22 protein-coding genes are annotated in these 24,757 nt (G+C 55.4%); 13 read left to right on the top strand and 9 right to left on the bottom strand.

Annotated elements, in window-relative coordinates:
- Positions 1 to 390: 390 nt before the first annotated feature.
- Both OS190_RS09645 and OS190_RS09640 read left to right on the top strand, forming a co-directional pair.
- Positions 391 to 816, top strand: a complete 426-nt coding sequence (locus OS190_RS09645; protein ID WP_267158483.1) for a hypothetical protein — start codon at positions 391 to 393, stop codon at positions 814 to 816.
- Positions 813 to 2,030: a surface lipoprotein assembly modifier gene (locus tag OS190_RS09640; RefSeq protein WP_267158482.1), complete on the top strand. Its 1,218-nt coding sequence runs from the start codon at positions 813 to 815 to the stop codon at positions 2,028 to 2,030. The genes OS190_RS09645 and OS190_RS09640 overlap by 4 nt, the downstream gene beginning before the upstream one ends.
- A gap of 52 nt (positions 2,031 to 2,082) precedes the next feature.
- Here OS190_RS09640 and OS190_RS09635 read toward each other — a convergent pair whose 3' ends face one another.
- Both OS190_RS09635 and speB read right to left on the bottom strand, forming a co-directional pair.
- Positions 2,083 to 4,122 carry an ASKHA domain-containing protein gene (locus tag OS190_RS09635; protein WP_267158481.1) on the bottom strand — a complete coding sequence of 680 codons (2,040 nt, stop codon included), beginning with the start codon at positions 4,120 to 4,122 and terminating at the stop codon, positions 2,083 to 2,085.
- A gap of 235 nt (positions 4,123 to 4,357) precedes the next feature.
- Positions 4,358 to 5,317 carry an agmatinase gene (gene speB, locus OS190_RS09630; RefSeq protein WP_267158480.1) on the bottom strand — a complete coding sequence of 320 codons (960 nt, stop codon included), beginning with the start codon at positions 5,315 to 5,317 and terminating at the stop codon, positions 4,358 to 4,360.
- Positions 5,318 to 5,451: 134 nt separating this feature from the next.
- Here speB and guaB point away from each other — a divergent pair, with 134 nt between their 5' ends.
- The 3 genes from guaB to OS190_RS09615 all read left to right on the top strand — a co-directional run bounded on the left by guaB (position 5,452) and on the right by OS190_RS09615 (position 10,526).
- Entirely contained in the window at positions 5,452 to 6,900 is a 1,449-nt protein-coding gene (guaB, locus tag OS190_RS09625) for an IMP dehydrogenase (protein WP_267158479.1), read from the top strand.
- 50 nt (positions 6,901 to 6,950) lie between these two features.
- Entirely contained in the window at positions 6,951 to 8,111 is a 1,161-nt protein-coding gene (locus tag OS190_RS09620) for an RsmB/NOP family class I SAM-dependent RNA methyltransferase (RefSeq protein WP_267158478.1), read from the top strand.
- A 234-nt stretch (positions 8,112 to 8,345) separates the two neighbouring features.
- Positions 8,346 to 10,526: an ATP-binding protein gene (locus OS190_RS09615; protein ID WP_267158807.1), complete on the top strand. Its 2,181-nt coding sequence runs from the start codon at positions 8,346 to 8,348 to the stop codon at positions 10,524 to 10,526.
- Positions 10,527 to 10,538: 12 nt separating this feature from the next.
- On the opposite strand, the gene OS190_RS09610 is transcribed toward OS190_RS09615, so the two are convergent.
- A complete protein-coding gene (locus OS190_RS09610; RefSeq protein ID WP_267158477.1) occupies positions 10,539 to 11,132 on the bottom strand; it encodes a gamma-glutamyl kinase in 594 nt (197 codons plus the stop codon).
- 200 nt (positions 11,133 to 11,332) lie between these two features.
- Here OS190_RS09610 and recA point away from each other — a divergent pair, with 200 nt between their 5' ends.
- The 3 genes from recA to OS190_RS09595 all read left to right on the top strand — a co-directional run bounded on the left by recA (position 11,333) and on the right by OS190_RS09595 (position 15,495).
- Positions 11,333 to 12,403 carry a recombinase RecA gene (gene recA, locus OS190_RS09605; protein WP_323370666.1) on the top strand — a complete coding sequence of 357 codons (1,071 nt, stop codon included), beginning with the start codon at positions 11,333 to 11,335 and terminating at the stop codon, positions 12,401 to 12,403.
- A gap of 140 nt (positions 12,404 to 12,543) precedes the next feature.
- Complete coding sequence (alaS, locus tag OS190_RS09600; protein ID WP_267158476.1) at positions 12,544 to 15,204, top strand: alanine--tRNA ligase; 2,661 nt, start codon at positions 12,544 to 12,546, stop codon at positions 15,202 to 15,204.
- 3 nt (positions 15,205 to 15,207) lie between these two features.
- Positions 15,208 to 15,495, top strand: coding sequence for a DUF1330 domain-containing protein (locus OS190_RS09595; RefSeq protein ID WP_267158475.1), 288 nt, complete (start codon positions 15,208 to 15,210; stop codon positions 15,493 to 15,495).
- Between the two features lie 153 nt (positions 15,496 to 15,648).
- On the opposite strand, the gene typA is transcribed toward OS190_RS09595, so the two are convergent.
- The 6 genes from typA to OS190_RS09565 form a co-directional block, all read right to left on the bottom strand.
- Positions 15,649 to 17,466 carry a translational GTPase TypA gene (typA, locus tag OS190_RS09590; RefSeq protein ID WP_267158474.1) on the bottom strand — a complete coding sequence of 606 codons (1,818 nt, stop codon included), beginning with the start codon at positions 17,464 to 17,466 and terminating at the stop codon, positions 15,649 to 15,651.
- 71 nt (positions 17,467 to 17,537) lie between these two features.
- Positions 17,538 to 17,873, bottom strand: a complete 336-nt coding sequence (locus OS190_RS09585) for a DMT family transporter (RefSeq protein WP_267158473.1) — start codon at positions 17,871 to 17,873, stop codon at positions 17,538 to 17,540.
- A gap of 129 nt (positions 17,874 to 18,002) precedes the next feature.
- On the bottom strand, positions 18,003 to 19,217 hold the full coding sequence (locus OS190_RS09580) for an NADP-dependent isocitrate dehydrogenase (protein ID WP_267158472.1): 1,215 nt from the start codon (positions 19,215 to 19,217) through the stop codon (positions 18,003 to 18,005).
- Positions 19,218 to 19,310: 93 nt separating this feature from the next.
- Entirely contained in the window at positions 19,311 to 19,901 is a 591-nt protein-coding gene (locus tag OS190_RS09575) for an HD domain-containing protein (RefSeq protein WP_267158471.1), read from the bottom strand.
- A 1-nt stretch (position 19,902) separates the two neighbouring features.
- Positions 19,903 to 20,145, bottom strand: a complete 243-nt coding sequence (locus OS190_RS09570) for a hypothetical protein (RefSeq protein ID WP_267158470.1) — start codon at positions 20,143 to 20,145, stop codon at positions 19,903 to 19,905.
- Positions 20,145 to 20,798 carry an alpha/beta hydrolase gene (locus OS190_RS09565; RefSeq protein WP_267158469.1) on the bottom strand — a complete coding sequence of 218 codons (654 nt, stop codon included), beginning with the start codon at positions 20,796 to 20,798 and terminating at the stop codon, positions 20,145 to 20,147. The genes OS190_RS09570 and OS190_RS09565 overlap by 1 nt, the downstream gene beginning before the upstream one ends.
- A 180-nt stretch (positions 20,799 to 20,978) precedes the next feature.
- On the opposite strand from OS190_RS09565, the gene iscR reads away from it, so the two are divergent.
- The 5 genes from iscR to OS190_RS09540 all read left to right on the top strand — a co-directional run bounded on the left by iscR (position 20,979) and on the right by OS190_RS09540 (position 24,736).
- Positions 20,979 to 21,440: a Fe-S cluster assembly transcriptional regulator IscR gene (iscR, locus tag OS190_RS09560; protein ID WP_267158468.1), complete on the top strand. Its 462-nt coding sequence runs from the start codon at positions 20,979 to 20,981 to the stop codon at positions 21,438 to 21,440.
- Positions 21,441 to 21,524: 84 nt separating this feature from the next.
- Complete coding sequence (locus OS190_RS09555; RefSeq protein WP_267158467.1) at positions 21,525 to 22,691, top strand: cysteine desulfurase family protein; 1,167 nt, start codon at positions 21,525 to 21,527, stop codon at positions 22,689 to 22,691.
- Positions 22,692 to 22,727: 36 nt separating this feature from the next.
- Positions 22,728 to 24,251, top strand: a complete 1,524-nt coding sequence (sufB, locus tag OS190_RS09550; RefSeq protein ID WP_267158805.1) for a Fe-S cluster assembly protein SufB — start codon at positions 22,728 to 22,730, stop codon at positions 24,249 to 24,251.
- Positions 24,252 to 24,425 (top strand): hypothetical protein, encoded by a 174-nt coding sequence (locus OS190_RS09545; RefSeq protein WP_267158466.1) that lies wholly within the window; start codon positions 24,252 to 24,254, stop codon positions 24,423 to 24,425. It begins immediately after the preceding gene.
- Positions 24,422 to 24,736: a heavy metal-binding domain-containing protein gene (locus OS190_RS09540; protein ID WP_267158465.1), complete on the top strand. Its 315-nt coding sequence runs from the start codon at positions 24,422 to 24,424 to the stop codon at positions 24,734 to 24,736. Before OS190_RS09545 ends, OS190_RS09540 begins: the two co-directional genes overlap by 4 nt.
- Positions 24,737 to 24,757: the final 21 nt, after the last annotated feature.

The following is a 24,757-nucleotide window of genomic DNA, read 5'->3' as shown; positions in this document are numbered from 1 at the left end:
TCAAGCGACCGTCAACGGGAACAGAACCAGGGTAACTTGCGGGCATTTTTTAATGTCGCTCTATTTCTGGTTGTTCTTCCTGAACGGGTAACTTAGGTAACTATCCTGAAAACAATGAGTATCCAGAGCGGGGAAAACAGATGCCATTCACCTTTCAATCCAGACGTGCAGCCTTTCAATGCGTAGCGCTTGGTTCAATTGTCTTGCTGTCGGCATGTGGGTCTGGCGGGCGCTCCAGCAATATCACTGCAAGCGGAGTTGAGCGCGTTTCGGACGGAAGGGTAGATGTTTCACTGGAAAGTGAATCGAATTTGTCCGTAATCAGATGCGCGGGTGGGGCTTGTCGCATTCGCAACCGGGATCAATGAACGCAAAGGACAGGTGGTCGCTGTGGCCGGTATCGCTGATGATCCAGAGGTAGGCGACCCTGTCACAGAGGGCACCGTGACCTACAACACACGCTATAATTACATCGTTCTTGATAACACAAATCGTTCAGGCAATTACATCAACGCAGATCAAGGTTCCCGCCGCTTCATCGGCCGTACGACCTTGACCGCAGACTATAGCGAGGGGACACTTACCGGCTCATCGTCGGATCTGGAAGTAGATGGTCAGATCAGTGGTCAGGAAGTGACCGGTTCCGTACAGGTGGATTACAACGTCAGGGGTGGCATTGTGGGTACAAAAGTGCTGTCTGGTCGCATGGATACCGCGTTGAATGGGCAGGTTGGCAGCACCGGCGTGATCGCAACATTCCATGGTACTGACAGCAACTCGGCCATTGCAGGTGGATTGGTCGGGACCGCAAATTGACGCAAAGCACGGCTCAGGGCGTCGCGGCTTGGATTGGTGTCTTCCTGACGGTTTTCCTGTTGTTGTCGCCCGGACCGATCCATGCCCTTGAAGACGCGGGGCTGGATCAAAGCCGATTGTCACAAGCGCGTCTCTTGCGTGCTGACGGGGAGTTTGCGCGTGCGATAACGATATTGCGCGCGGCCCTCAGGTCACACCCCAATGACATTCCGTTGCGCGAAGAGCTGGGCTATACACTTATTCTGGATGGTCAGATGGCGGCCGCGCAGTACCAGTTCGAAATCCTGGCAGAGCGCAACCACAGCCCCGAACTGAACAGGCTGTACCGCAGTGTTTTGAACCGGATCGTCGCGGAACGGCCATTTGGTGTGAGTGTCATTCTGGGATTTACCCCCTCCGACAACATCAATCAGGGAACCGACAACAAAACGATTGAAAATGATCTTTTGGGGACCGGAACCATCGACCCGGCAAACCGCCGGATTGCGGGGTGGAACAGTCGTATTGGCCTGAAGGGATACGCTCGTACCACGCTTTCCCCCCGCGATCTGGTGGTGTTTGACTGGCGCGTGGAGCGAAAGGTCTATTCCACCCATCTGGCACCGCAAAGTGACCTTGAAATCGGCCTTTCCTATTCACGGTTTTTTCCGCAGGCGGAAATCGGGTTGCGTACTTTCCATCTGTCCAGTTTTCGCGCTGCCGGTGATGTGACACGCAATGGCGTCAGCATTTTCGGATCCTACAACATCAACCGCCGCCGCCGCATTGATGGGCGCCTGCAAGTCTCCACCCTTGATGTCGAGGGGGGACGCGCTGTTGACGGGCCGCGCATTCTGGTTGATGCAGGCTATCTGCTGACCCCAAGCCCATCCCTCGCGCTGCGCTTTGGGGTGCAGGCGGAACATGCGAATGCTGAGGCGGATGTGCAACGTTACACAAGCCTTGCCGCCACCCTGCGCGCCAGTACAGCGTTTCGCAACGGGACCGAATTGAGCGGGCAGGCGGTTTTTGGCAAGCGAAACTTTGGCAGTCTACTGGGGTTTGCACGACAGGATCGTTTTGCCGATGTCTCTGTGACCCTGTTCAACAGCAAGTTCAGTTATCGTGGGGTGGTGCCAAAACTGACCTGTCAGATTGGCAAAACGACATCCAATGTCGCAGTCTTCGAGGCCAGAACACGGGCCTGTGGCGTGGCGTTGTCCCGCCGTTTCTAACGGATGGACCCGCCAAAATCTGACCGGCCCATCCTGCTGAGCGAAATATCCGTCAGCCGCGCCGCCTGCGCCGTCCACCGCGTCCTTCTGCATCACTGCCGGTGTTGAACGTCGCGGTCGGCAAATTGACGATGGAGTTCAGGATCGGGAAGGGTTCGATCGCATTGGGGATGGCAGAGGCATTGACAAAATGCTCCTGAAAACGCGGCTCGATCGCTGTCTCAACCTTGTGAATGTTGCGCACGGTCTGTTCGATCTCGGCGCGGGCATCGGTGTTCAACAGGGCAATCCGCGCGCCTGTACCTGCGGCATTCCCCGCCGAGGTCACCTTGTCCAGCGGACAATCAGGTATCATGCCCAGCACCATGGCATGTTTCGTGCTGATATGCGCCCCAAAGGCACCGGCAAGGACCACACGGTCCACCTTGTCGACCCCGAATTTATCCATCAATAGACGTGCCCCGGAATAAAGCGCGGCCTTGGCCATCTGAATCTCACGGATGTCACGGTTGGTGACCGTGATCTTGGGCCCGCCCTCTGCGGTGCCGTCATATACCAGATAGGAATTTGTTCGCCCGTCGGCAAAGACATTGGCACAGCCGGTCTGCGCTGATGTTCCGATCAGGCCGGGGGCGTCAACAATGCCATGGATCCGCATCTCTGCCACCATTTCGATGATTCCCGAACCACAGATTCCGGTCACGCCAGTTGTCGCAACCACATCGGGAAATGCAGGATCATCCGACCACAGATCACTGCCAATCACCTTGAAACGCGCGAGTTTGGTTACCGGATTGATCTCGACCCGTTCAATCGCACCCGGAGCAGCCCGTTGCCCCGATGAAATCTGTGCCCCTTCAAAGGCAGGACCGGTAGGTGACGAACACGCCAGAACTTTTGTTGTATTTCCCAACAGGATTTCCGCATTGGTGCCGACATCCACAACAAGAACCAGATCCTCGGATTTGTCTGGCGCTTCGGAAAGCGCAACCGCCGCCGCATCCGCCCCCACATGGCCCGCAATACAGGGCAACAAATAAACATGCGCTGACGGGTGGATGTCGAGATCCAGATCGCGTGCCCTCAATCTCAACTCATCAGAGGTCGCCAGAGCAAAGGGAGCCTGACCCAATTCAAAAGGATCAATCCCCAACAACAGATGGTGCATCACGGGGTTACACACAAACACAACATCGACAATCAATTGCCTGTCGATGTCAGCCTCAATGGCAATCTGGCGAAACAGGCCATTCATGCCCTCACGTACAGCCCTGGTCATCTCATCCGACCCATTGGCGTTCATCATGGAATAGCTGACGCGACTCATCAAATCCTCACCAAAACGGATCTGCGGATTCATCACACCGGACGAGGCAACAACCGCCCCCGTCGCCAGATCACACAAATGACCGGCGATGGTGGTTGATCCCAGATCCACGGCCAGCCCATAAAGCGTGCCTTCGAAATACCCCGGCCATATCTGAATGATGCGATTGGGGCTCTCGTCATCGCCCAGATGGATCGCCACGGTCACCTTCCAGCCGCCTTTGCGCAATACCGGTTGCAACTGTTTCAGAAAATGCAGATCGACACTGATGTTCTCAAGCCCCCATTCTTTCAACAGGGCGGCGCGCAGCCGCTCCAGGTCTCCGGAGGGATCATGCATGTCAGGCTCGGCCACCTCGACATAATAGAGCTTGGTAGAAGGGTTCAGCACAATATCACGCGCCTCGGCACGTTTGCGCACCACCTGCTTGTGCACCTGGCTTTCGGGCGGCACGTCAATGACAATATTGCCTTGCACCGCCGCCTGACACCCCAAACGCCGCCCGGCTTTCAGGCCACGCTTGTCCGCATAGCGTTGTTCGACAGCGTTCCACTCTGACAATGCGTCCTCCTGAACCGTCACGCCATGTTTGGAGAATTCACCATAACTTGGTGTGATCTGGCATTTCGAACAAATACCGCGCCCGCCACATACGGAATCCAGATCGACCCCCAACTGACGCGCCGCAGTGAGGATCGGGGTGCCAACCGGAAAATGCCCGCGCTTGCCAGAAGGCGTAAAGATTACAAGTGGATCGCTGCTCATGGCCATATTCCCTAAGGTCTTTGCCCCATCATAGCGCGGCGCTTGCGAGGGGAAAGCCAAACAACGGCAAATAACAGCGCCGCACCGTCATTTGTGCCGCGATCGCGGCAGCGCTCTGCCGCCTGTTTCTCTTTTTGGCCTTAAATACCGCGGGGAGTCGCGCCTGCGCGACGGGGCAGAGCCCCTGAACACCTTCCCAACAGTCTCGCCGCACCGCTTCGCAGCGCCTGCACCATCACAACAGGCTGCGGGCGTGAAAAATGAATCCCAGAAAGTTCAGCAACACCTGTGCCGCCAGGATCGAGGTCGACCCCGTCGGATCGTAATCCGGTGCCACCTCCACCAGATCAATCCCGACGATCTCATGGCGCTCTGCGGCGGCCTGCAACAACTCCACCACTTCATAATACAAAAACCCGCCATGGGAGGGGGTACCCGTTCCGGGGGCAATCGACGGGCAAAACGCATCAATATCAATGGTCACATAGAGCCGCGCACCAGCGGGAATATGCCCCAAGACTCCACGTGCTCCCAAATCGCGCGCCTGCCGCACGGATATTATGTCCGATCCCATGAGGCGGGCATCCTCGTAGCCTTCCTTGGCGGTCGAACTGACATTGCGGATGCCGACCTGTGTCAATCCCGTAACATGATCCTGCTCGGCTGCGCGCCGCATCGGATTGCCATGGCCATGGCGCACGCCGTGGCGGACATCGACAAAATCCAGATGGGCATCGATTTGCAGGATATGTATATCTCCCTGGCCTGCAAAGGCGCGTATACAGGGGATGTTGACCGAATGATCCCCGCCGAGCACAACAGGCAATGCGCCTGCCTCCAGTATGGCCCTTACACCGGTTTCGATATTGGCATGGCTGGTCTCGGTATCAGTATGCACAATGTCCGCATCGCCAATATCGACAATGTTCACGTTGCCGGGCAGATAGGTCACGTCATCTTCGTGGTCATATGCACCCGCATGGCCAAAGCTGAACAGCGTGGACGCCTCCCGTATGCCACGCGGCCCGAACCTTGCACCGGCGCGATATTGTGTGCCCGCGTCAAAGGGGGCCCCGAGGATTGCAACATCCGCATCCAGCGCCGCCCAATCCGGCTGGTAAGGCCGTTTGCCAAAAGTAGAGATCCCCACAAACGGCAGGTTCAACCTCCCCGCATCATATCCGTGATCGGCCATTTTGTCCTCCGTTTTGGACAGCTTTTCGCAAAGCCGGCTGCAATACAAGCGCAGGGCGCGAAATGCCTCTTTTCATCCCAATCCTTCCGTGAGATAGGAACTTGCCAAATGAAGCCATAAGCCAGAGGTGCAAAATGGAAATTCGTGAGGCCTTAACCTTCGATGATGTTCTCTTGGTCCCGGGGGCATCCACGGTGCTGCCGTCCACGGCAGACACGCGCACACATGTCACCAAATCGATCGCCTTGAACATTCCCTTGCTCAGTTCCGCCATGGACACAGTGACCGAGGCACGCATGGCCATCGCCATGGCCCAGGCAGGCGGAATGGGTGTGATCCACCGCAACCTGAATATCGAGGAACAAGCCCGCGAGGTGCGGCGGGTGAAACGGTTTGAAAGCGGCATTGTATACAACCCGATCACATTGACGCCGGATCAAACCCTCGCCGATGCCAAAGCCTTGCAAGAACGTTATAATGTCTCGGGATTCCCTGTTGTCGATGAATCGGGCCGCGTTGTCGGCATAGTGACGAACCGCGACATGCGCTTTGCCTCGGATGACAGAACGCCAGTCAAGGTGATGATGACCACCGAAAATCTCGCCATACTGCACGAACCCGCGGACCGCGGTGAAGCCTTGAGCCTGATGAAGGCAAGAAGGATCGAAAAGCTGCTTGTGACTGATGGCAAGGGGGTCTTGACCGGTCTGCTAACCCTCAAGGACAGCGAGCAATCGGTGCTCAATCCCACCGCATGCAAGGATGCCCTGGGACGTTTGCGCGTCGCGGCGGCTTCAACCGTCGGGGATGCGGGTTTCGAGCGGTCTCAGGCCCTGGTCGAAGCCGGAGTCGATATGGTGGTTATCGACACTGCGCACGGCCATTCACAAAGCGTCGCCGACGCTGTGCGCCGCGCCAAGGCCATATCGAACGAAGTACAGATCGTTGTTGGCAATGTGGTGACGGGCGAGGCGACCCGCGCGCTGATTGACGCCGGTGCGGACAGCATCAAGGTCGGTATCGGGCCGGGATCGATCTGTACCACGCGCATGGTAGCGGGCGTTGGCATGCCTCAATTGACTGCCATACAGGATTGCGCAATGGCAGCAGGCGATGTGCCGGTAATTGCAGATGGCGGCATCAAGTTTTCGGGCGATTTTGCCAAGGCGATCGCCGCCGGCGCTTCTTGTGCGATGATCGGGTCGATGGTTGCAGGCACAGACGAAAGCCCGGGCGAAGTGATCCTCTATCAGGGTCGCAGTTTCAAGAGTTATCGTGGCATGGGTTCTCTAGGGGCCATGGCACGCGGCTCTGCGGATCGGTATTTTCAGAAAGATGCCGCAAGCGACAAGCTGGTGCCGGAAGGCATTGAAGGGCAGGTGCCTTACAAGGGCAGCGCCGGTGCCGTGGTGCATCAATTGGTCGGCGGGTTAAGGGCGGCGATGGGCTACACCGGCTGTGCCACCGTTCCTGAAATGCGCAAGAACTGTTCGTTTGTGAAAATCACCGGTGCCGGTCTAAAAGAAAGCCATGTGCATGATGTGCAGATTACGCGGGAAAGCCCGAACTACAGAGTAGGTTAACCAATTCTTATCATTACCTTGAAACGCGACTCTCACCAATTGGGTGGCACGTGACACCGGGCGCACGCGTGGCGGCGGCCATCGACATCCTCCATGACATGTCCGAGGGGCTTGCCGCCGAACAGGCCCTGACCCGCTGGGCCCGACGCAGCCGCTTTGCAGGGTCCAAGGACCGGGCGGCAATCCGCGATCTTGTTTTCGATGTATTGCGGTGCAAACGCGTTGCCGCTCACATGGGAAAAGGCAGCACGCCCCGTGCTTTGGTGATCGGTTTGCTGCGCAGCCAAGGCGCGAACCTGGGAGCATTGTTCAATGGCATTGGCCATGCACCAACGCCACTTGCAGATTCCGAATCCGACGCGCCGGCCGCACCGACAGATGAAGCGACCCTGTGGAACCTGCCGGATTGGCTGATCCCCCATTTCCGGGAATCTCTGGGCGCGCAGGCGGATGCGACAGCACGGGCACTTCAGGAACGCGCGCCGGTCTTCTTGCGGGTGAACATCGCACATGCGACCCGCGACGATCTAATTCCAGTGCTTGCTGCTCAAGGCATCATTACCGAATCCAACAACCTGTGTAATACGGCCCTGACAGTGTTGGATGGCACCCGCAAGATCCGTAATTCTCAGGCCTTTCTGGACGGATTGATCGAATTGCAGGATGCGGCCAGTCAGGCCGTGGTTGCCGCCTTGCCAAAAGGTGAGAAGGTCCTGGACTATTGCGCGGGCGGCGGGGGCAAAGCTTTGGCTGTTGCGGCACAACCAGAGCGTACTGTCTGGGCGCATGACATCGACACGCGCCGGATGGCAGACCTGCCGCAGCGGGCCACGCGCGCAGGGGCACAGATAACACAGCTTACGACAGAGACCCTCACAACCGCTGGTCCCTTCGATGTCGTTCTATGTGACGCGCCCTGTTCCGGCTCGGGCGCATGGCGGCGCGCCGCCGAAGGAAAATGGACCCTCACCGAGGCCCGATTATGCGAACTGACCGCCTTGCAAGACGATATTCTGCAAGCGGCGGCAGAACTGGTGAAACCCGAAGGAACCTTGGCCTATGCCACCTGTTCGGTATTCAGTTCAGAGAACGAAGACCGGGTCACCGCTTTTCTGCAGCGTAACCCGGGCTGGAGCTGCCTTTGGCAGTATCGCTACACGGTTGGACCACTTGGCGACGGATTTTTCACCGCACACTTGATGCGAGACTGAAAATAAGTATACTCAATCTTAACGTGCAAAGGCGATTAGGTTAAAGGGTGATTAACCCTTAGAGTCCGTAATAGGGGACGATTCGTGCTATTCGAGGAAGGTTCCTTGCCTGACGATACCCCGTCACCCCAGCCATTCCGCCAAATTCCGGTCCGTGGCATAGTTCATCAGTTGCATTGGACGCTGACGATTGGTGTTTTTCTGGCTGCTCTGGCCGTCCTTGCACCTGACCGGATGTTGTTCCTTGGTCTTTTGTCCGCGGGTAGCGTTCTTTTGATAGTTGGGATCATGATCTGGATGCGCGATCGTAAAGCCGCGCAAAAACAGACATCAGATCTTGAGGTGATCGAAGCCTTTGTCATGCGCGACGCAACCCCGAGTTTCATTTCGGAGGTCGATGGTAAACTGCATTTTGCCAACCCGGCAGCACAAGCGCAGTTTGAACTGAAGGAAAAGACAACGCTTGCCGCGGTCCTGAAACGGTCGATCGCAAACGCTGGCAGTATCCTTTACCGACTTCAATCTCGCGCTGTAACAGAGGGGGCTGCCCAGGAGGACGTGTTTACCCGTACCGGACACATCCGAATATCAGTACATGCTGTCGCCGGGGGACATTACATCTGGCGGGTGGATCACGTCAGGGAGCGCGAGCCACCAAAAACCACGCAGGATGGCCAGCATTTACCCATGATCATGGCGGGGCGAACCGACGCCATATTATTCATGAATGATGCCGCACGCGAGATGATAGGCAGCCGAATCAAAAGCCTGGACCGGTTGTTCAACACCCTGCCGCTGGTGCCTGGCGCGCCCAACGAAGTGATGACGTCCGAAGGCCCGCGCAAGGTTATTGTTGCCGAAGTTGCCAGTGGTGCCGGGCGTCGCGCACTTTACTTTTTGCCCGCACCCGGCGTGACGGTATCAGGTGGCGGTTGGCAAGCCTTTGAAGATCTTCCCGTGCCACTGATCAAGATTGCGCCGGACGGCAATGTAAAATCCTTTAACCGTATGGCTGCCGGACTGGTTGGCGCTGCTCTGAAAAAGGACCTGCATCTGTCACAATTGATGGAAGGTCTGGGCCGCTCGATTACCGATTGGATCAACGATACGCTGGCCAATCGCATGGTCCAGAAATCGGAATTCCTGCGTCTCAAACGCACGGATCGCGAGGTTTTCGTACAGGTCGTTCTCAACTGTGTTGTCGAGGAAGGCGAAGCATCCCTGATCGCTGTCCTGCATGACGCCACAGAACTCAAAACCCTGGAAGCCCAATTTGTCCAAAGTCAGAAAATGCAGGCCATCGGCCAACTGGCAGGTGGTGTAGCCCACGACTTTAACAACTTGCTGACCGCGATTTCAGGTCATTGCGACCTTTTGCTGTTGCGACACGATCAAAGCGACCCTGATTATAGTGATCTGATGCAAATCAATCAGAACGCTAATCGCGCCGCATGGTTGGTCGGGCAGTTGTTAGCATTTTCACGAAAACAGACCATGCGCCTGGAAACCATCGACATGCGCGACACTCTGGCCGATTTGACCCATTTGCTGAATCGGTTGGTCGGAGAAAGGGTATCACTTACCTTGAACCATGATCCGGTCTCCAAGCCGGTGCGCGCAGATAAAAGGCAGTTGGAACAGGTCTTGATGAACTTGGTTGTTAACGCCCGCGACGCCATGCCAGCAGGAGGTGAAATAAGGATAACCACCGAAGTTGTCGAACTCAAAACACCCTTGCACCGCGACCGTGTGTCGGTGCCCTCAGGGCAATATGTTACGGTAAAGGTCAGTGATGACGGTACAGGCATTCCGGCCGACAAATTACAAAAGGTATTCGAACCGTTTTTCACCACCAAACGGACAGGCGAGGGGACAGGCCTTGGGCTGTCGACGGCCTATGGCATCATCAAACAAAGCAGCGGTTTCATCTTTGTTGATTCGATTGTCGATCAGGGCACAACCTTTATTCTCTATCTACCTGTCTATGAAGCCCAGCCCCAGCAGGCGGAACCTGCGTCGGATCCTGTGGTCCCGACACCCCCTCGCAGCGAAGAAGGAGTCATTCTTCTGGTTGAAGACGAGGCACCCGTCCGCGCCTTTGCCAGCCGTGCGTTACGGCTGCGGGGATATACGGTGCTTGAGGCGGACTCTGCCGAAGCCGCGTTGAAAACGCTCGAAGATCGATCCTTGAACATTGACGTTTTCGTCACGGATGTCGTGATGCCGGGAATGGACGGTCCCAGCTGGGTGCGTGAAGCCCTCAAACTTCGTCCCGATGTGCGGGTCGTTTTTGTATCCGGCTACGCAGAGGACAGTTTTTGCGAGGAACAGACCCGGATACCGAATTCGGTCTTTCTGCCCAAACCCTTTTCACTCAATGACCTGACAGAGACTGTTCAAAACCAGCTGCATTAGATCCAAGCGACATCAGGAAATCGAAGCGTATAGATCAAATTCTTCGGCACATTTTTTCCTGAATCGACGCGCGACATCCTCAGAGAGGGAGAGTGTCAATTTCGGTGATACATTTTCCTGCGCCAATGAGAATTCGAACTTGAGCCTGTCTTGCAGAAACGATTTCAATCTGGGCTGGTCTTCATACCGAAAGAAATGGGTAACACCTGTGCCGTTCGGCTGGGTTTTCATAAACTGGAACTGGCTGCCCACATCGGCAAAGCCGGGTTTATCACCCTTCATGTAGGCAAGTACGAAATCGTCAAAACTGATGCCATGTGTGCTGTTGGGTTTACCCTCCATAAAGGGGCGTTGACGATAACGATACCAGCTGCCCAACCATGAAACCGGTTCACGCATGACGGCCATGACTTCAAGTTCCACATTGCAAACCCGTTCAAACATGGGGCGAATGAATCGGTTGTAGCGATAGACAGGCGCATGTTTGAGCATCGGCGGTTCAGAGATCACCAAATCCGCCCTCGGCGCCAAGGCTGCCTCATAAGCTGTTGTCCCGGTTTTTGGCACAGATAGAAACGCCAGGCGTTCCTTATAGAAAACAAGCATTTGAGGGCTCCGGTAGAGAGTTTCAGCCTCCATCTACCTACCGTAAATGACTTCTTAACCAAAGAGATAAAATAGTGTTTGGCGAAGATTTCAATTGATATGTTCTCTTTTTGGTCTCATATGGAACATTAGAAGAACAAAAATGGGCGAAGGTGATGATTGCCGAGGCCCCGACACTATGACACTAAGGAAATAGGCAAATGGCAACGGCAGATCTTTTGACAATGACAGATAAAAAATCAGCAGAAAAGCAAAAGGCGCTCGACAGCGCTTTGGCACAGATTGAACGACAGTTCGGCAAGGGTTCGATCATGAAACTCGGGGCCGAGGGTGCCATTCAGGATATCAAAGCCAGTTCCACCGGATCACTGGGTCTGGATATCGCACTTGGAATTGGTGGATTGCCGATGGGCCGGATCATCGAGATTTACGGACCGGAAAGCTCTGGCAAGACCACGCTGACATTGCATTGCATTGCCGAGCAACAAAAAAACGGTGGTGTCTGCGCCTTTGTCGATGCCGAACATGCACTTGACCCGCAGTATGCCAAAAAACTTGGCATCGACATTGACGAACTTCTGATCTCGCAACCTGATACAGGCGAGCAGGCCCTGGAAATCACCGATACATTGGTGCGTTCCGGTGCCGTCAACATGGTTGTCGTGGATTCGGTAGCCGCGCTGACTCCCAAGTCCGAACTGGAAGGTGACATGGGCGACAGCAGTGTCGGCGTTCAGGCCCGCCTGATGAGCCAGGCAATGCGCAAACTGACAGGTTCGATCAGCCGTTCCAATTGCATGGTAATCTTCATCAACCAGATCAGAATGAAAATCGGTGTCATGTTTGGCTCCCCCGAGACAACCTCGGGCGGCAATGCGCTCAAATTCTATTCTTCGGTCAGACTGGATATCCGCCGCATCGGCGCGTTGAAGGACCGTGATGAAGTGGTCGGCAACGCGACCCGCGTGAAGGTTGTCAAAAACAAGGTCGCCGCACCCTTCAAACAGGTTGAATTCGACATCATGTACGGCGAGGGCATTTCCAAAATGGGCGAACTGCTGGACCTTGGTGTCAAGGCCGGTGTCGTTGACAAGTCCGGTTCCTGGTTCTCATACGGGGATGAACGCATCGGGCAGGGACGTGAGAACGCCAAACAATTCCTCAAAGACAATGAAGCCATGGCGCTGGAGATAGAAGACAAGATCCGCGCCGCACATGGGCTTGATTTCCACGGGTCCGAAAACGAAGAGATCGACATTCTCGAAGCCTGACGCAGGTCTTTTCCTACGCTTTGACCGCAACAAGAAGGTGCCCCGGCTCGGGGTGCCTTTTTTCATTGTTTTGAACTGTGGACACCCCACGCCCGCAAGGCTATTTCTGGCAGACCTTAATCCCGGTAAAGGCCTGCCTCATGAAGACGCTCAACGATATTCGCTCTACCTTTCTGTCTTATTTTGACAAGAACGGTCATGCGGTGGTTCCCTCCAGCCCGCTGGTCCCGCGGAACGATCCGACACTGATGTTCACTGCGGCTGGCATGGTCCAATTCAAAAATCTATTCACCGGCGTAGAGACCCGCGACTACACCCGCGCAGCGACAGCTCAGAAATGTGTACGGGCAGGGGGAAAACACAATGATCTCGACAATGTAGGCTATACAGCGCGTCACCATACGTTTTTTGAAATGTTGGGGAATTTCAGCTTTGGCGACTATTTCAAAGACGAGGCAATCCCGCTGGCCTGGGATTTGCTGAACAAGGGCTTTGGCATCGATCCCTCCAGATTGTTGGTTACAGTCTATCACACCGATGACGAAGCTGTGGAAATCTGGAAAAAACACGCCGGTCTCAGTGACGATCGCATCATCCGGATCGCCACCGATGACAATTTCTGGTCAGCAGGACCAACCGGTCCATGTGGTCCATGTACCGAAATCTTTTATGACCACGGCGACCACATCTGGGGCGGCCCGCCCGGTTCCCCCGAAGAAGATGGCGATCGGTTCGTGGAAATCTGGAACCTCGTCTTCATGCAATACGAACAACTGGAAGACGGCACGCGGCGTGATTTGCCGAACCAGTCGATTGATACCGGTATGGGAATCGAACGGGTTGCAGCGCTGCTGCAGGGCACCAATGACAACTATGCCACGGACTTGATGCGCAGCCTGATTGAGGCTTCGGCGGATGCCTCAAACACCGATCCAGACGGACCGGGCAAAACCCATCACCGCGTCATCGCGGATCATCTGCGCTCTACGTCCTTTCTGATCGCGGATGGGGTGATGCCCTCTAACGACGGACGCGGCTATGTGCTCCGCCGGATCATGCGGCGCGCAATGCGCCACGCTCATCTTCTGGGGGTTCAGGATCCCTTGATGCACAAATTGGTACCGGCATTGGTCGGCCAGATGGGCGCGGCCTATCCCGAATTGGGGCAGGCACAATCGTTGATTACAGAAACCCTGCAGCAGGAAGAAACACGTTTCAAACAAACCCTGGAACGTGGTTTGCGTCTACTCGAAGACGAGGTTGGCAGCTTGGCCCAGGGCGAGAACCTGTCGGGTCAGGCGGCATTCAAACTCTACGATACCTTCGGCTTCCCGCTTGATTTGACCCAGGACGCCCTGCGCGAAAAGGGGCTGGCTGTAGACACCGATGGATTTGATCGCGCCATGGCAGAACAAAAGGCCAAGGCACGCGCAGCCTGGGCCGGGTCGGGAGAGGCGGCAGATGCAGCCATCTGGTTCGATGTCGCGGACAAGCACGGCAAGACCGATTTCCTGGGCTATGATACCGAAACCGCCGAAGGTCAGATCGTGGCGATTGTAAAAGACGGCGCCGCTGTCGACAGCGCCAAAACCGGAGATCCGGTGCAAATTGCGCTGAATCAGACGCCGTTTTATGCGGAATCCGGCGGACAGGTTGGTGATACGGGGACAATTCGCACGGATTCCGGCCTGATCACGGTGACTGATACACGCAAAGCGGCCGATGTGTTTATCCACTTTGGCAAGGTCAGTGAAGGTGAGATTACCTTGGGCAAAGCCGCAGTTCTCACGGTTGATCATACGCGGCGCACAGCCATCCGCGCAAACCACTCCGCCACCCATTTGCTGCATGAGGCGCTGCGCGCCACCCTGGGGGACCATGTCGCCCAACGCGGCTCGTTGAATGCCGCCGATCGCCTGCGCTTTGATTTCAGCCATAACAAGGCGGTTTCCGCTGATGACTTGCGAAAGATCGAGAGAGAGGTAAACGCCTATATCCGTCAGAATACCACGGTAGAGACCCGGATCATGACACCCGATGATGCGCGCGCCTTGGGGGCGCAGGCGTTGTTTGGCGAAAAATACGGTGACGAAGTGCGTGTTGTATCCATGGGCCATGAGGCAGGATCGGGAAAAGGCACCGACAAGAACACCTATTCCCTCGAACTCTGCGGCGGCACCCATGTCCGTCAAACAGGCGATATTGGTGCCTTTGTTCTTCTGGGCGACAGCGCAAGCAGCGCGGGGGTGCGCCGGATCGAGGCGCTCACCGGTCGCGAAGCACTTGACTGGCTGCGTGATCTGCAAATGGCCTTGGCCGGAATCGCCGAAACATTGAAAACAGCATCCGCAGAAGTACCGGCCCGGGTGAAATCGCTGATGGAAGAGCGCAAGAGCCTGAGCAATGAAGTGGCACAATTACGCCGTGACCTGGCCTTGTCCGGAGGCGGTGGCGGCACTGCCCCCGAAGCCCTCGAAATCAACGGCGTGAAATTCCTGGCTCAGATCCTGCAAGGGGTAACGGGCAAGGACCTGCCGGCCCTTGTGGATGACCTCAAATCAACGCTTGGTTCCGGAGTGGTCCTGTTGATCGCGGATACCGGCAACAAGGCAGCAGTCGCTGGCGGTGTGACCCAAGACCTCACCGACAGATTTTCCGCCGTCGATATCGTCAAATCCGCAGTGCTAGAACTTGGCGGCAAAGGCGGTGGTGGCCGTCCGGACCTGGCGCAGGGTGGCGGTGCCAGTGCCGAAAACGCAGATGCAGCCATCGCTGCGGCAACTGACATATTGAAAGGATAGATCATGGGCGCACTTTGGATTGCACATGTCACGGTAACAGATGAGGAAGCCTATCAGAAATACGCCGCCGGCGCGACCGAGGCGATTGCCGCCCATGGCGGCGCATTCATCGCGCGGGGTGGACGCTTTGTCCAACTTGAAGGTCGCGCACGCCCACGCAATGTCGTTGCGCGTTTCCCCGATGTTGAAACCGCTGAAAAATGTTATCATTCAGATGCATACCAGGCAGCATTGAAGCATGCTCTCGGTGCCTCGGAACGCGAATTGATGATCATAGAAACTTCTGAATGATGCAACCAACCGTCATTCGCTAGATTCCAGATGCTGGACACGCGGCCTTGTAACGCCTGAGTTCACAACCGGACAAAAGCCGCGGCACTTGTCGTTTTCTCTTTTTGGCCACAAATACCGCGGGGTCCGGGGCAGCGCCCCGGAATCCCAGACTCAGGCGGATTTCGCCATCCGCTTGCGTTCATGCGGATCCAGATAGCGCTTGCGCAGGCGGATCGCATTGGGCGTAACCTCAACCAATTCGTCATCATCGATATAGGCAATCGCCTCTTCCAGCGACAAGATTTTCGGTGTGGTCAAACGCACCGCTTCATCCGTGCCGGAGGCACGCACGTTGGTGAGCTTCTTCCCCTTCAACGGGTTCACTTCAAGATCGTTTTCCCGGGAATGTTCGCCAATGATCATACCGGTATAGACGTCCGCCTGTGCACCGATCATCATCTTGCCGCGCTCTTCAAGGTTCCACAGGGCAAAGGCGACCGAGGTGCCGTTCTCCATCGAAATCAACACGCCTGCGCGGCGTCCTGGAATAGGGCCCTTGTGCGGTGCCCAGGAATGGAACACGCGGTTGATCACGCCAGTACCACGCGTATCGGTCAGGAATTCACCGTGATAGCCGATCAGGCCGCGTGACGGCACATGCGCGATGATTCGGGTCTTGCCTGCGCCGGCTGGTTTCATCTCAACCAGCTCACCCTTGCGTACACCGGTGATTTTTTCGATCACCGCACCGGAATATTCGTCATCCACGTCAATCGTGGCTTCTTCGATCGGTTCATGACGTACACCGTCAATCTCCTGAAACAGAACCTGCGGGCGTGAGATCGACAGTTCAAAGCCTTCGCGGCGCATGTTTTCGATCAGAACACCCATTTGAAGTTCGCCGCGACCGGCAACTTCAAAGGCGTCACCACCGGGCGTATCGCTGATTTTGATGGCCACATTGGATTCAGCTTCCTTGTGCAGACGTTCGCGGATCACGCGAGACTGTACTTTCTTGCCATCACGACCAGCCAATGGAGAATCGTTGATGCCAAAAGTCACGGTAATGGTTGGCGGGTCGATCGGCTGTGCCGGAATTGCTTCGGAGACTGATTGATCCGCCAATGTATCGGCAACAGTCGCCTTGGTCATACCTGCGATTGATACAATGTCACCCGCTTCGGCAACATCGATGGCAGTCTGCTCCAGGCCGCGGAAGGCCAGGATCTTGGTACAGCGGAAGTTCTCTATCAACGTACCATCGCGCGACATGGCCTTGATCGTCTGACCCGCTTTCAATGTACCTGTTTCAACGCGACCGGTCAGCAAACGACCCAGAAAGGGATCGCCGCCCAGAGTTGTGGCCAGCATGGTAAAGGGCTTGTCCTTGTGGGCAACCTGCGCCGGGGCAGGGACGTGATCAAGGATCAACTGGAACAGATCCTCCAGACCGTCGCGCTTGCCATCCAGCGTATGATCGGCCCATCCTGCGCGACCCGAAGCGTACATCGTCGGGAAATCAAGCTGTTCATCTGTTGCGTCAAGGTTGGCAAACAGGTCAAAGCATTCATCAAGGGCACGATCGGGTTCGCCGTCGGGCTTGTCGACCTTGTTGATCACCACGATAGGTTTCAAACCAAGCTTCAAGGCTTTGGATGTCACAAATTTGGTTTGTGGCATCGGTCCTTCGGCGGCGTCCACCAGCAATACAACCCCGTCCACCATCGAAAGGATGCGCTCCACTTCGCCACCAAAGTCGGCGTGGCCAGGGGTGTCCACGATATTGATGCGTGTGCCTTTCCATTCAACAGAGGTTGGTTTGGCAAAAATCGTGATGCCGCGTTCGCGTTCCAGATCGTTACTGTCCATGGCGCGTTCGGTGGTCGCCTGATTTTCACGGTAGGTGCCGGATTGTTTGAGCAGTTCGTCCACCAGCGTTGTTTTGCCGTGGTCGACGTGAGCGATAATTGCGATGTTGCGCAGTTCCATAGGATCAGCCTTGTTCAGGGAGTTGGCCGCGCATACCGTGCAGGCGCAGCAAAGACCAGATAAAAAGACGGTTAATGTGTGCTTGAGCTGGAAAACAGGTGAATTATCAGGATTCCAGCGATGATCAGCGTCAATCCAAACATGGCGGCAAGATCCAGCTTTTGACCGAACAGCACAAAACCGATGCCAGCAATCAGCACAATACCAAGGCCGGACCATATGGCGTAGACGATCCCAACGGGCATCGATCTGAGCGCAAAAGACATGCAGTAAAAGGACAGGCCATAGAAGACAACGACCGCAAGCGCGGGCCAGAACCGCGTGAACTGTTGTGAGGCTTGCAATGCGGTGGTGCCCAGTGTTTCCGTAAGAATGGCAAAGAACAGCCAGTAATAATGAGCGGGCATTGGGCGTCCTTTCGTGGTGATTGGTCAATCAGAGGCTGGCAGGATCAAGTTGATCACGGCAATCCGGGCTTGAAAACTCTGGTTTGAAAGGGACACCCGAAAGTGCCCCTATGTGGAATCGTGACAGGGTTAGCCCTTGAGAGCCTTGTTCAGGTTTTCATCGACCTTTTCCAGGAAACCTATCGTCGTCAGCCAGCTTTGGTCAGGCCCGACCAACAAGGCGAGATCCTTGGTCATATGACCACTTTCAACGGTATCCACGACAACTTTCTCCAGGGTCTCGGCAAAACCGGTCAGCGCTGCATTTTCATCCAGCTTGCCCCGATGTTTCAGCGCCCCTGTCCAGGCATAGATGGAAGCAATCGAGTTGGTCGAAGTTTCGTCGCCTTTCTGGTGCTGGCGGTAATGGCGCGTCACAGTACCGTGGGCGGCTTCGGCTTCGACAGTCTTGCCATCCGGCGTCATCAGAACCGACGTCATCAACCCAAGCGACCCGAAACCCTGGGCAACTGTATCTGACTGAACATCGCCATCATAATTTTTACAGGCCCAGACATAGCCCCCATTCCATTTCATGGCACAGGCCACCATGTCGTCGATCAGTCGGTGCTGGTAGGTGATGCCAGCCTCCTTGAATCGATCTTCAAACTCCGTTTCGTAGATGTGTTGAAAAAGTTCAAGAAATCGCCCGTCATATTGCTTCAAGATGGTATTTTTGGTTGATAAATATACAGGCCAGCCTTTGACGAGCCCATAGTTCATTGAAGCGCGCGCAAAGTCGATGATGGATTTATCTAAGTTATACATCGCCATGACGACACCGGAATCGGGGGCGTCAAAGACCTCATGTTCGATCTCGGTACCGTCTTCCCCGACGAATTTTATCGTCAACTTTCCGGCACCGGGGAATTTGAAATCAGTGGCACGATACTGATCGCCAAAAGCATGACGTCCCACGACAATCGGTTGTGTCCAGCCCGGAACAAGACGCGGGACGTTTTTGCAAATGATAGGTTCGCGGAAAATCACACCGCCCAGGATGTTGCGGATCGTACCATTGGGAGAGCGCCACATTTTCTTGAGGCCAAATTCCTCGACCCGTGCTTCATCGGGGGTAATGGTCGCGCATTTCACGCCGACACCGTATTTCTTGATCGCTTCGGCTGAATCAATCGTAATCTGGTCGTCTGTGTCGTCACGCGCCTGAATGCCCAGGTCATAATATTTCAAATCAATGTCGAGATAGGGCAAGATCAGCTTTTTCTTGATAAAATCCCAGATGATCCGGGTCATTTCATCGCCGTCGAGTTCGACAACAGGGTTGGCTACCTTGATCTTGGTCATGGTGGTTTCCTTCGGTGCGTGGACAGTTGAAATCCGTCTATCCTATCTGGCACCAAAGGGAAATGAACCGGTACAACCTGAACCTGATTTTGCTTATTTTCCGGCGTTTGCTGCGAAAAATTCGGCGATCCGCGTTCTGGCATATTCCCATAGTGCGGGCGCACCGCGGGCGATCTTGCTGCCGACACGTTCTTGAATTTGCTGTTCCGTAACCTCGAAATCGACCCAGCTACCGCCACCAGACTGTAAATTCTGTATCGGTGGCTGGAATCGATCCAAGGATTTGGCAAACTGGGCAGAGGGTGTGTGCGCTGCTTCGAATTCATCCCAAATGGCGCGAAAACTGTCGCGCAGATCATCCGGCAACAGGCCAAAAATCCGATCAGCAGCTCTCTTTTCCTGTTCTTCGATCGCTGTGTGATCCAAGTCGCCAAATATGGGGTTATCACCGGCATCAATTTCAACAAGATCATGCAGGATCAACATCTTGATCACCAATGGGAGATCAACGTCAGGCCCAGCCTGATCCGCCAGGACAAGCGCATAAAGCGTCAGGTGCCAAGAGTGTTCGGCGGAATTTTCGTAGCGCGAATTATCGCATAGTTCAGTGGCACGTATCGTGTTCTTGAGTTTGTCCGCCTCAACCAGAAACGCGATCTGTCTGTCCAGCCGCGACAGTGGCATGTCAGTCACCTTCACCAGACCTTGCGCGATGGTCAGCCAGCGTTTTGGCCAGAAACTTGCGGCCCTGGTCATTCGCCATACGGGTACGCACAGCCGTCAGGAAGGCTTCTTCCAATGTCTGGGACGAGGCCCCCAGCACCTCACCAACCTTCATGAACAGCCGATCCTCTCCGATCTCTGACTGTACGGCAAGACATTCTTCGGCCAGTTTATTGGCCATTTCAGTAACGACTTGATCAACCATCAGCGCGAGGTCTCTGTCAGGCGACGTTTGACATATTCCGTCGTCGATCCGATCAGGGTATCCATGTAGGGGTCTTCAAAGAAGTGGCCTGCACCTTCGACTTCCTGATGGGTGATCGTGATCCCTTTCTGTTCGTGCAGTTTGTTGACAAGGCTCACAGTATCGGCGGGCGGTGCCACGCGGTCTGCTGTGCCGTTGATCATCAAACCGGATGCCGGGCAAGGAGCAAGAAAGCTGAAATCATACATGTTCGCCGGAGGTGACACTGAAATAAATCCGGTAATCTCTGGGCGGCGCATCAGCAGTTGCATACCGATCCAGGCACCGAATGAAAATCCGGCGACCCAGCAGTGTTTTGAATTGTTGTTCATCGACTGGAGGTAATCAAGGGCAGAGGCCGCATCAGAAAGCTCACCGATGCCCTGATCATATTCACCCTGGGAGCGTCCCACGCCACGGAAGTTAAACCGCAACACGGTGAACCCCATGTTATAGAAAGCATAGTGCATATTGTAGACGACCTTGTGATTCATCGTCCCGCCGAATTGTGGATGCGGATGCAAGATGATCGCGATGGGTGCGTCACGTTCTTTTTGCGGGTGGTAGCGGCCTTCGAGGCGGCCTTCTGGTCCGGGGAAAATGACCTCTGGCATGAGATTTCCTGTCTGGTGGTCCAAGGTAGGGCGCGAGGGGACGTGAATAGTTGACGACTTCGCTCGACTACTTTAGAACGGTTCTAATTCTTTGGCCCTATTGCAACACAGGCCGGAGTTTTCGTTTAGGCGCAACGAGGCCCCGCGTCAATGAACGCAGGCATAATCAGGGGACAGGTCATGAAGCTCTCTACCAAAGGCCGTTATGCGATGGTTGCTTTGGCCGACATTGCACTGCAACCGGGCCTGGGCCTGGTCTCATTGGGCGATATTGCAACGCGACAGTCCATTTCCTTGCCCTATCTTGAACAATTGTTCGTAAAATTGCGCCGCGCCAATCTGGTTTCCTCTGTTCGTGGGCCCGGCGGCGGCTATCGGCTATCACGTCCTGCCTCGGAAATCCGGGTTGTCGATATTCTTTCAGCGGTCGATGAAACAGTGGATGCGATGCACAAGGGGGCAGGAGCGTCAGGCGGTGCATCGGGGAGCCGGGCGCAGTCGCTGACCAACCGCCTGTGGGAAGGGTTGAGCGCCCATGTCTATGTTTTTCTGCACCAGACCCGCCTGTCAGATGTGATCGAGAATGAACTCGCCCCCTGTCCTGCGGTTCCAAACCTGTTTGATGTTGTGGATGAAGGGTAGGTCGAAGGGCGCGCTTTGCGCGATTCCATTTGTTTGATGGAGGCTCTGCCTCCAAACCTCCGCGGGATATAAGGCCAAAAAGAGATGCAAAGAGTGTATCTGGATCATAACGCAACCACACCATTGCGCAGCGAAGCACGCGCTGCCATGTCGGCTGCGATGGATGTGGTGGGCAACCCGTCGTCCGTGCATGCCGAAGGGCGGGCGGCCAGGATGCTGGTCGAAAAGGCGCGGCTTCAAGTTGCGACATTGGTCGGTTGTTTGCCCGCGCAGGTGATTTTTACCAGCAGTGCAACGGAGGCGGCGTCACTGGCCGTGGCACAGAAGGGCCGTCATGGCGGGCGGTTTGTGGCCCTTCCGACAGAACATGATTGTTTCACGGCCTGGAGCGAAGATGAGATTCCGTCCCTTACTGATACCAATGGCCGACTGAACCTGAACGGCGCGACGCCCCTCATGGATTGGTTGACCCGCCTGGATGCGCCGCAGGGGGCACAGGCCGCACTGATCGCAATTTCCGCGGCCAACAGCGAAACCGGGATTCGACCGGAAGATGGCAAGGTCCCGGGGAACGGCATTGGTGAAACTTTGCGGATTGGAAGCCAAGGATACGGCATTGTCAGTGATTTGACACAGATCGCAGGAAAAGCACCCATCGTCTTTGCGGAGAAAAAGCCATCCTACGGCATCTTGTCAGCCCACAAGATGGGTGGCCCAAAGGGGATCGGGGCCTTTATCAATTTCACCTCAGAGGATCCCACGCCGTTGCTGCGCGGCGGTGGTCAGGAAATGAACCGTCGTTCGGGCACGGAAAACACCATCGGCATTGCCGGATTTGGCGCGGCGGCACAGGCCGCTGCACAGGATGTGGCAACCGGTCGCTGGGAAGAAGTGGCGGAACTTAGAAACATTCTAGAAAATACCCTTGCGACTTCTGAAAAGAAGACTATTTTTGTCGGGAAAGACGTGCCGCGCTTGCCCAATACCTCCTGTATCATCGCGCAGGGTTGGAAAGGCGAGACACAGGTGATGCAAATGGATCTTGCCGGCTTTGCCATTTCCGCAGGTTCCGCCTGTTCCAGCGGCAAGGTCAAAGCCAGCACTGTCTTGCTGGCGATGGGATTTAACGAGGCTGAAGCCGCAAGCGCCATAAGGGTGTCTCTGGGGCTGGAGACAACAAGAACCGACGTTTTGCGTTTTGCCGAAACCTGGCTTGCAAAACGAGAGAAACACGCACAAAGGGCTGCCTGAGCGGTTCACGAGAAAAGGAACGAGATCTTGGAAGATATGATCGTGACACAGAATGAGGGCGTCAAGGATGGCGTCGATCAGGAAACCGTGGATGCCGTGCGCGAAGTGGGCGGGGCCTATAAACATGGCTGGTCCACCGATATTGAAATGGAATATGCGCCGAAGGGTCTGACCACTGACATCGTGCGGTTGATTTCCGAAAAAAACGGTGAGCCTGCTTGGATGCTGGACTGGCGCCTTGCAGCCTATGAGCGGTGGCTGACCAAGACGGAGCCCGATTGGGCCATGGTGGATTACCCTGAAATCGATTTTCAGGACCAATATTACTACGCCCGCCCAAAAAGCATGATCGACAAGCCGAAATCATTGGATGATGTCGATCCCAAGCTATTGGAAACCTACAAGAAGCTGGGAATCCCTTTGAAAGAACAAGCGATCCTGGCAGGTGTCGAGGGGGCGGAAGAGATGAGCGATGCACCACGCCAGGTGGCCGTGGATGCGGTATTTGATTCAGTCTCTGTGGGCACTACCTTTCAGGCGGAGCTGAAGAAAGCAGGAGTGATCTTTTGTTCGATCTCCGAGGCGATCCGCGAGCATCCCGAGTTGGTGAAGAAATATCTGGGGACTGTTGTACCGGTCTCTGACAATTTCTATGCCACGCTGAACTCGGCCGTATTCTCTGACGGGTCGTTTGTTTACGTGCCGCCGGGCGTTCGTTGCCCGATGGAGCTTTCCACCTATTTCCGTATCAATGCCGAAAACACCGGTCAGTTCGAACGTACGTTGATCATTGCGGACAAGGGATCCTATGTGTCCTACCTTGAAGGTTGTACCGCACCGCAGCGTGATGAATCACAGCTGCATGCAGCAGTGGTCGAGATTATCATCGAAGAAGATGCAGAGGTGAAATATTCCACCGTACAGAACTGGTATCCCGGTGATGAAAACGGCAAGGGCGGCATCTATAACTTTGTGACCAAACGCGCGGATTGCCGGGGCGACCGAGCCAAGGTGATGTGGACGCAGGTCGAGACCGGCTCGGCTGTCACTTGGAAATACCCAAGCTGTATTCTGCGCGGCGACGACAGCCAGGGCGAATTCTATTCCATCGCCATCGCCAACAACATGCAACAGGCAGATACGGGCACCAAGATGATCCATCTGGGCAAGCGCACCAGATCGCGCATCGTGTCCAAGGGGATCAGCGCCGGCAAGGCACAGAATACCTATCGGGGTCTGGTGTCGATGCACCCCAAGGCAAAGGAATCGCGTAACTATACCCAGTGTGACAGCTTGTTGATCGGGGACAAATGCGGGGCGCATACAGTGCCTTATATCGAGGTGAAGAACAACTCTTCGCGGGTTGAACATGAGGCGACAACCTCCAAGGTCGACGATGACCAGATGTTCTATTGCCGATCACGCGGAATGGACGAGGAAGAGGCGGTTGCCTTGGTCGTGAACGGGTTCTGCAAAGATGTGCTGCAAGCACTGCCGATGGAATTTGCTATGGAAGCGCAGGCACTTGTGGCGATTTCGCTGGAAGGGTCGGTGGGGTAAATGCGCGGGCTTTTGATCAATGTCGCAATTGCCACGGTGACTTTCTTTGCCATTACGCTGGCATGGCGGGGCACGGGGGATCTGACAACAGCCGGTTTCAGCGCCGTTGTTTTTGCCCTGATCTATGGGGCGATACAGGTGGGAATTGTCGTTTTCAGAGGGGATAAAACATGATCCTGACAACGACACATTCGGTAGAAGCGCGCACCATTCGTGCCTATCACGGCATTGTGGTGGGTGAAGCGATCATGGGAGCCAACATTGTCCGCGATCTCTTTGCGCGGGTCACCGACATCGTCGGTGGACGCTCTGGCCAGTATGAACACAAGCTGCGCGATGCACGGGTCACCGCCATGTCCGAACTTGAAGACGAGGCGCGCGCTTTGGGGGCTGATGCAGTGGTGGGCATTGATATTGATTACGAGATTATTTCGGACAGCATGATGATGGTATCCGTGTCCGGGACTGCCGTTTCATTTGAATGAAGAATACGCGCCGAGGCGCTG

The sequence above is a fragment of the Sulfitobacter sp. F26204 genome, assembly GCF_026410305.1.
Classification (GTDB): domain Bacteria; phylum Pseudomonadota; class Alphaproteobacteria; order Rhodobacterales; family Rhodobacteraceae; genus Sulfitobacter.
Note: the sequence above shows the minus strand (reverse complement) of the source record. Positions and strands in the feature narration are given on the sequence as shown.

Bases quoted from the DNA above. Each gene is read 5' to 3' on its own strand.
- alaS (WP_267158476.1), top strand. From the start codon at position 12,544: ATGAAGACGCTCAACGATATTCGCTCTACCTTTCTGTCTTATTTTGAC.
- OS190_RS09565 (WP_267158469.1), bottom strand. From the start codon at position 20,798: ATGCCAGAGGTCATTTTCCCCGGACCAGAAGGCCGCCTCGAAGGCCGC.
- OS190_RS09595 (WP_267158475.1), top strand. From the start codon at position 15,208: ATGGGCGCACTTTGGATTGCACATGTCACGGTAACAGATGAGGAAGCC.
- recA (WP_323370666.1), top strand. From the start codon at position 11,333: ATGGCAACGGCAGATCTTTTGACAATGACAGATAAAAAATCAGCAGAA.
- OS190_RS09540 (WP_267158465.1), top strand. From the start codon at position 24,422: ATGATCCTGACAACGACACATTCGGTAGAAGCGCGCACCATTCGTGCC.
- OS190_RS09615 (WP_267158807.1), top strand. From the start codon at position 8,346: ATGTTGTTCCTTGGTCTTTTGTCCGCGGGTAGCGTTCTTTTGATAGTT.
- OS190_RS09555 (WP_267158467.1), top strand. From the start codon at position 21,525: ATGCAAAGAGTGTATCTGGATCATAACGCAACCACACCATTGCGCAGC.
- OS190_RS09545 (WP_267158466.1), top strand. From the start codon at position 24,252: ATGCGCGGGCTTTTGATCAATGTCGCAATTGCCACGGTGACTTTCTTT.
- speB (WP_267158480.1), bottom strand. From the start codon at position 5,317: ATGGCCGATCACGGATATGATGCGGGGAGGTTGAACCTGCCGTTTGTG.
- OS190_RS09575 (WP_267158471.1), bottom strand. From the start codon at position 19,901: ATGCCACTGTCGCGGCTGGACAGACAGATCGCGTTTCTGGTTGAGGCG.
- OS190_RS09580 (WP_267158472.1), bottom strand. From the start codon at position 19,217: ATGACCAAGATCAAGGTAGCCAACCCTGTTGTCGAACTCGACGGCGAT.
- OS190_RS09635 (WP_267158481.1), bottom strand. From the start codon at position 4,122: ATGAGCAGCGATCCACTTGTAATCTTTACGCCTTCTGGCAAGCGCGGG.
- OS190_RS09570 (WP_267158470.1), bottom strand. From the start codon at position 20,145: ATGGTTGATCAAGTCGTTACTGAAATGGCCAATAAACTGGCCGAAGAA.
- OS190_RS09585 (WP_267158473.1), bottom strand. From the start codon at position 17,873: ATGCCCGCTCATTATTACTGGCTGTTCTTTGCCATTCTTACGGAAACA.
- iscR (WP_267158468.1), top strand. From the start codon at position 20,979: ATGAAGCTCTCTACCAAAGGCCGTTATGCGATGGTTGCTTTGGCCGAC.
- guaB (WP_267158479.1), top strand. From the start codon at position 5,452: ATGGAAATTCGTGAGGCCTTAACCTTCGATGATGTTCTCTTGGTCCCG.
- typA (WP_267158474.1), bottom strand. From the start codon at position 17,466: ATGGAACTGCGCAACATCGCAATTATCGCTCACGTCGACCACGGCAAA.
- OS190_RS09610 (WP_267158477.1), bottom strand. From the start codon at position 11,132: ATGCTTGTTTTCTATAAGGAACGCCTGGCGTTTCTATCTGTGCCAAAA.
- sufB (WP_267158805.1), top strand. From the start codon at position 22,728: ATGATCGTGACACAGAATGAGGGCGTCAAGGATGGCGTCGATCAGGAA.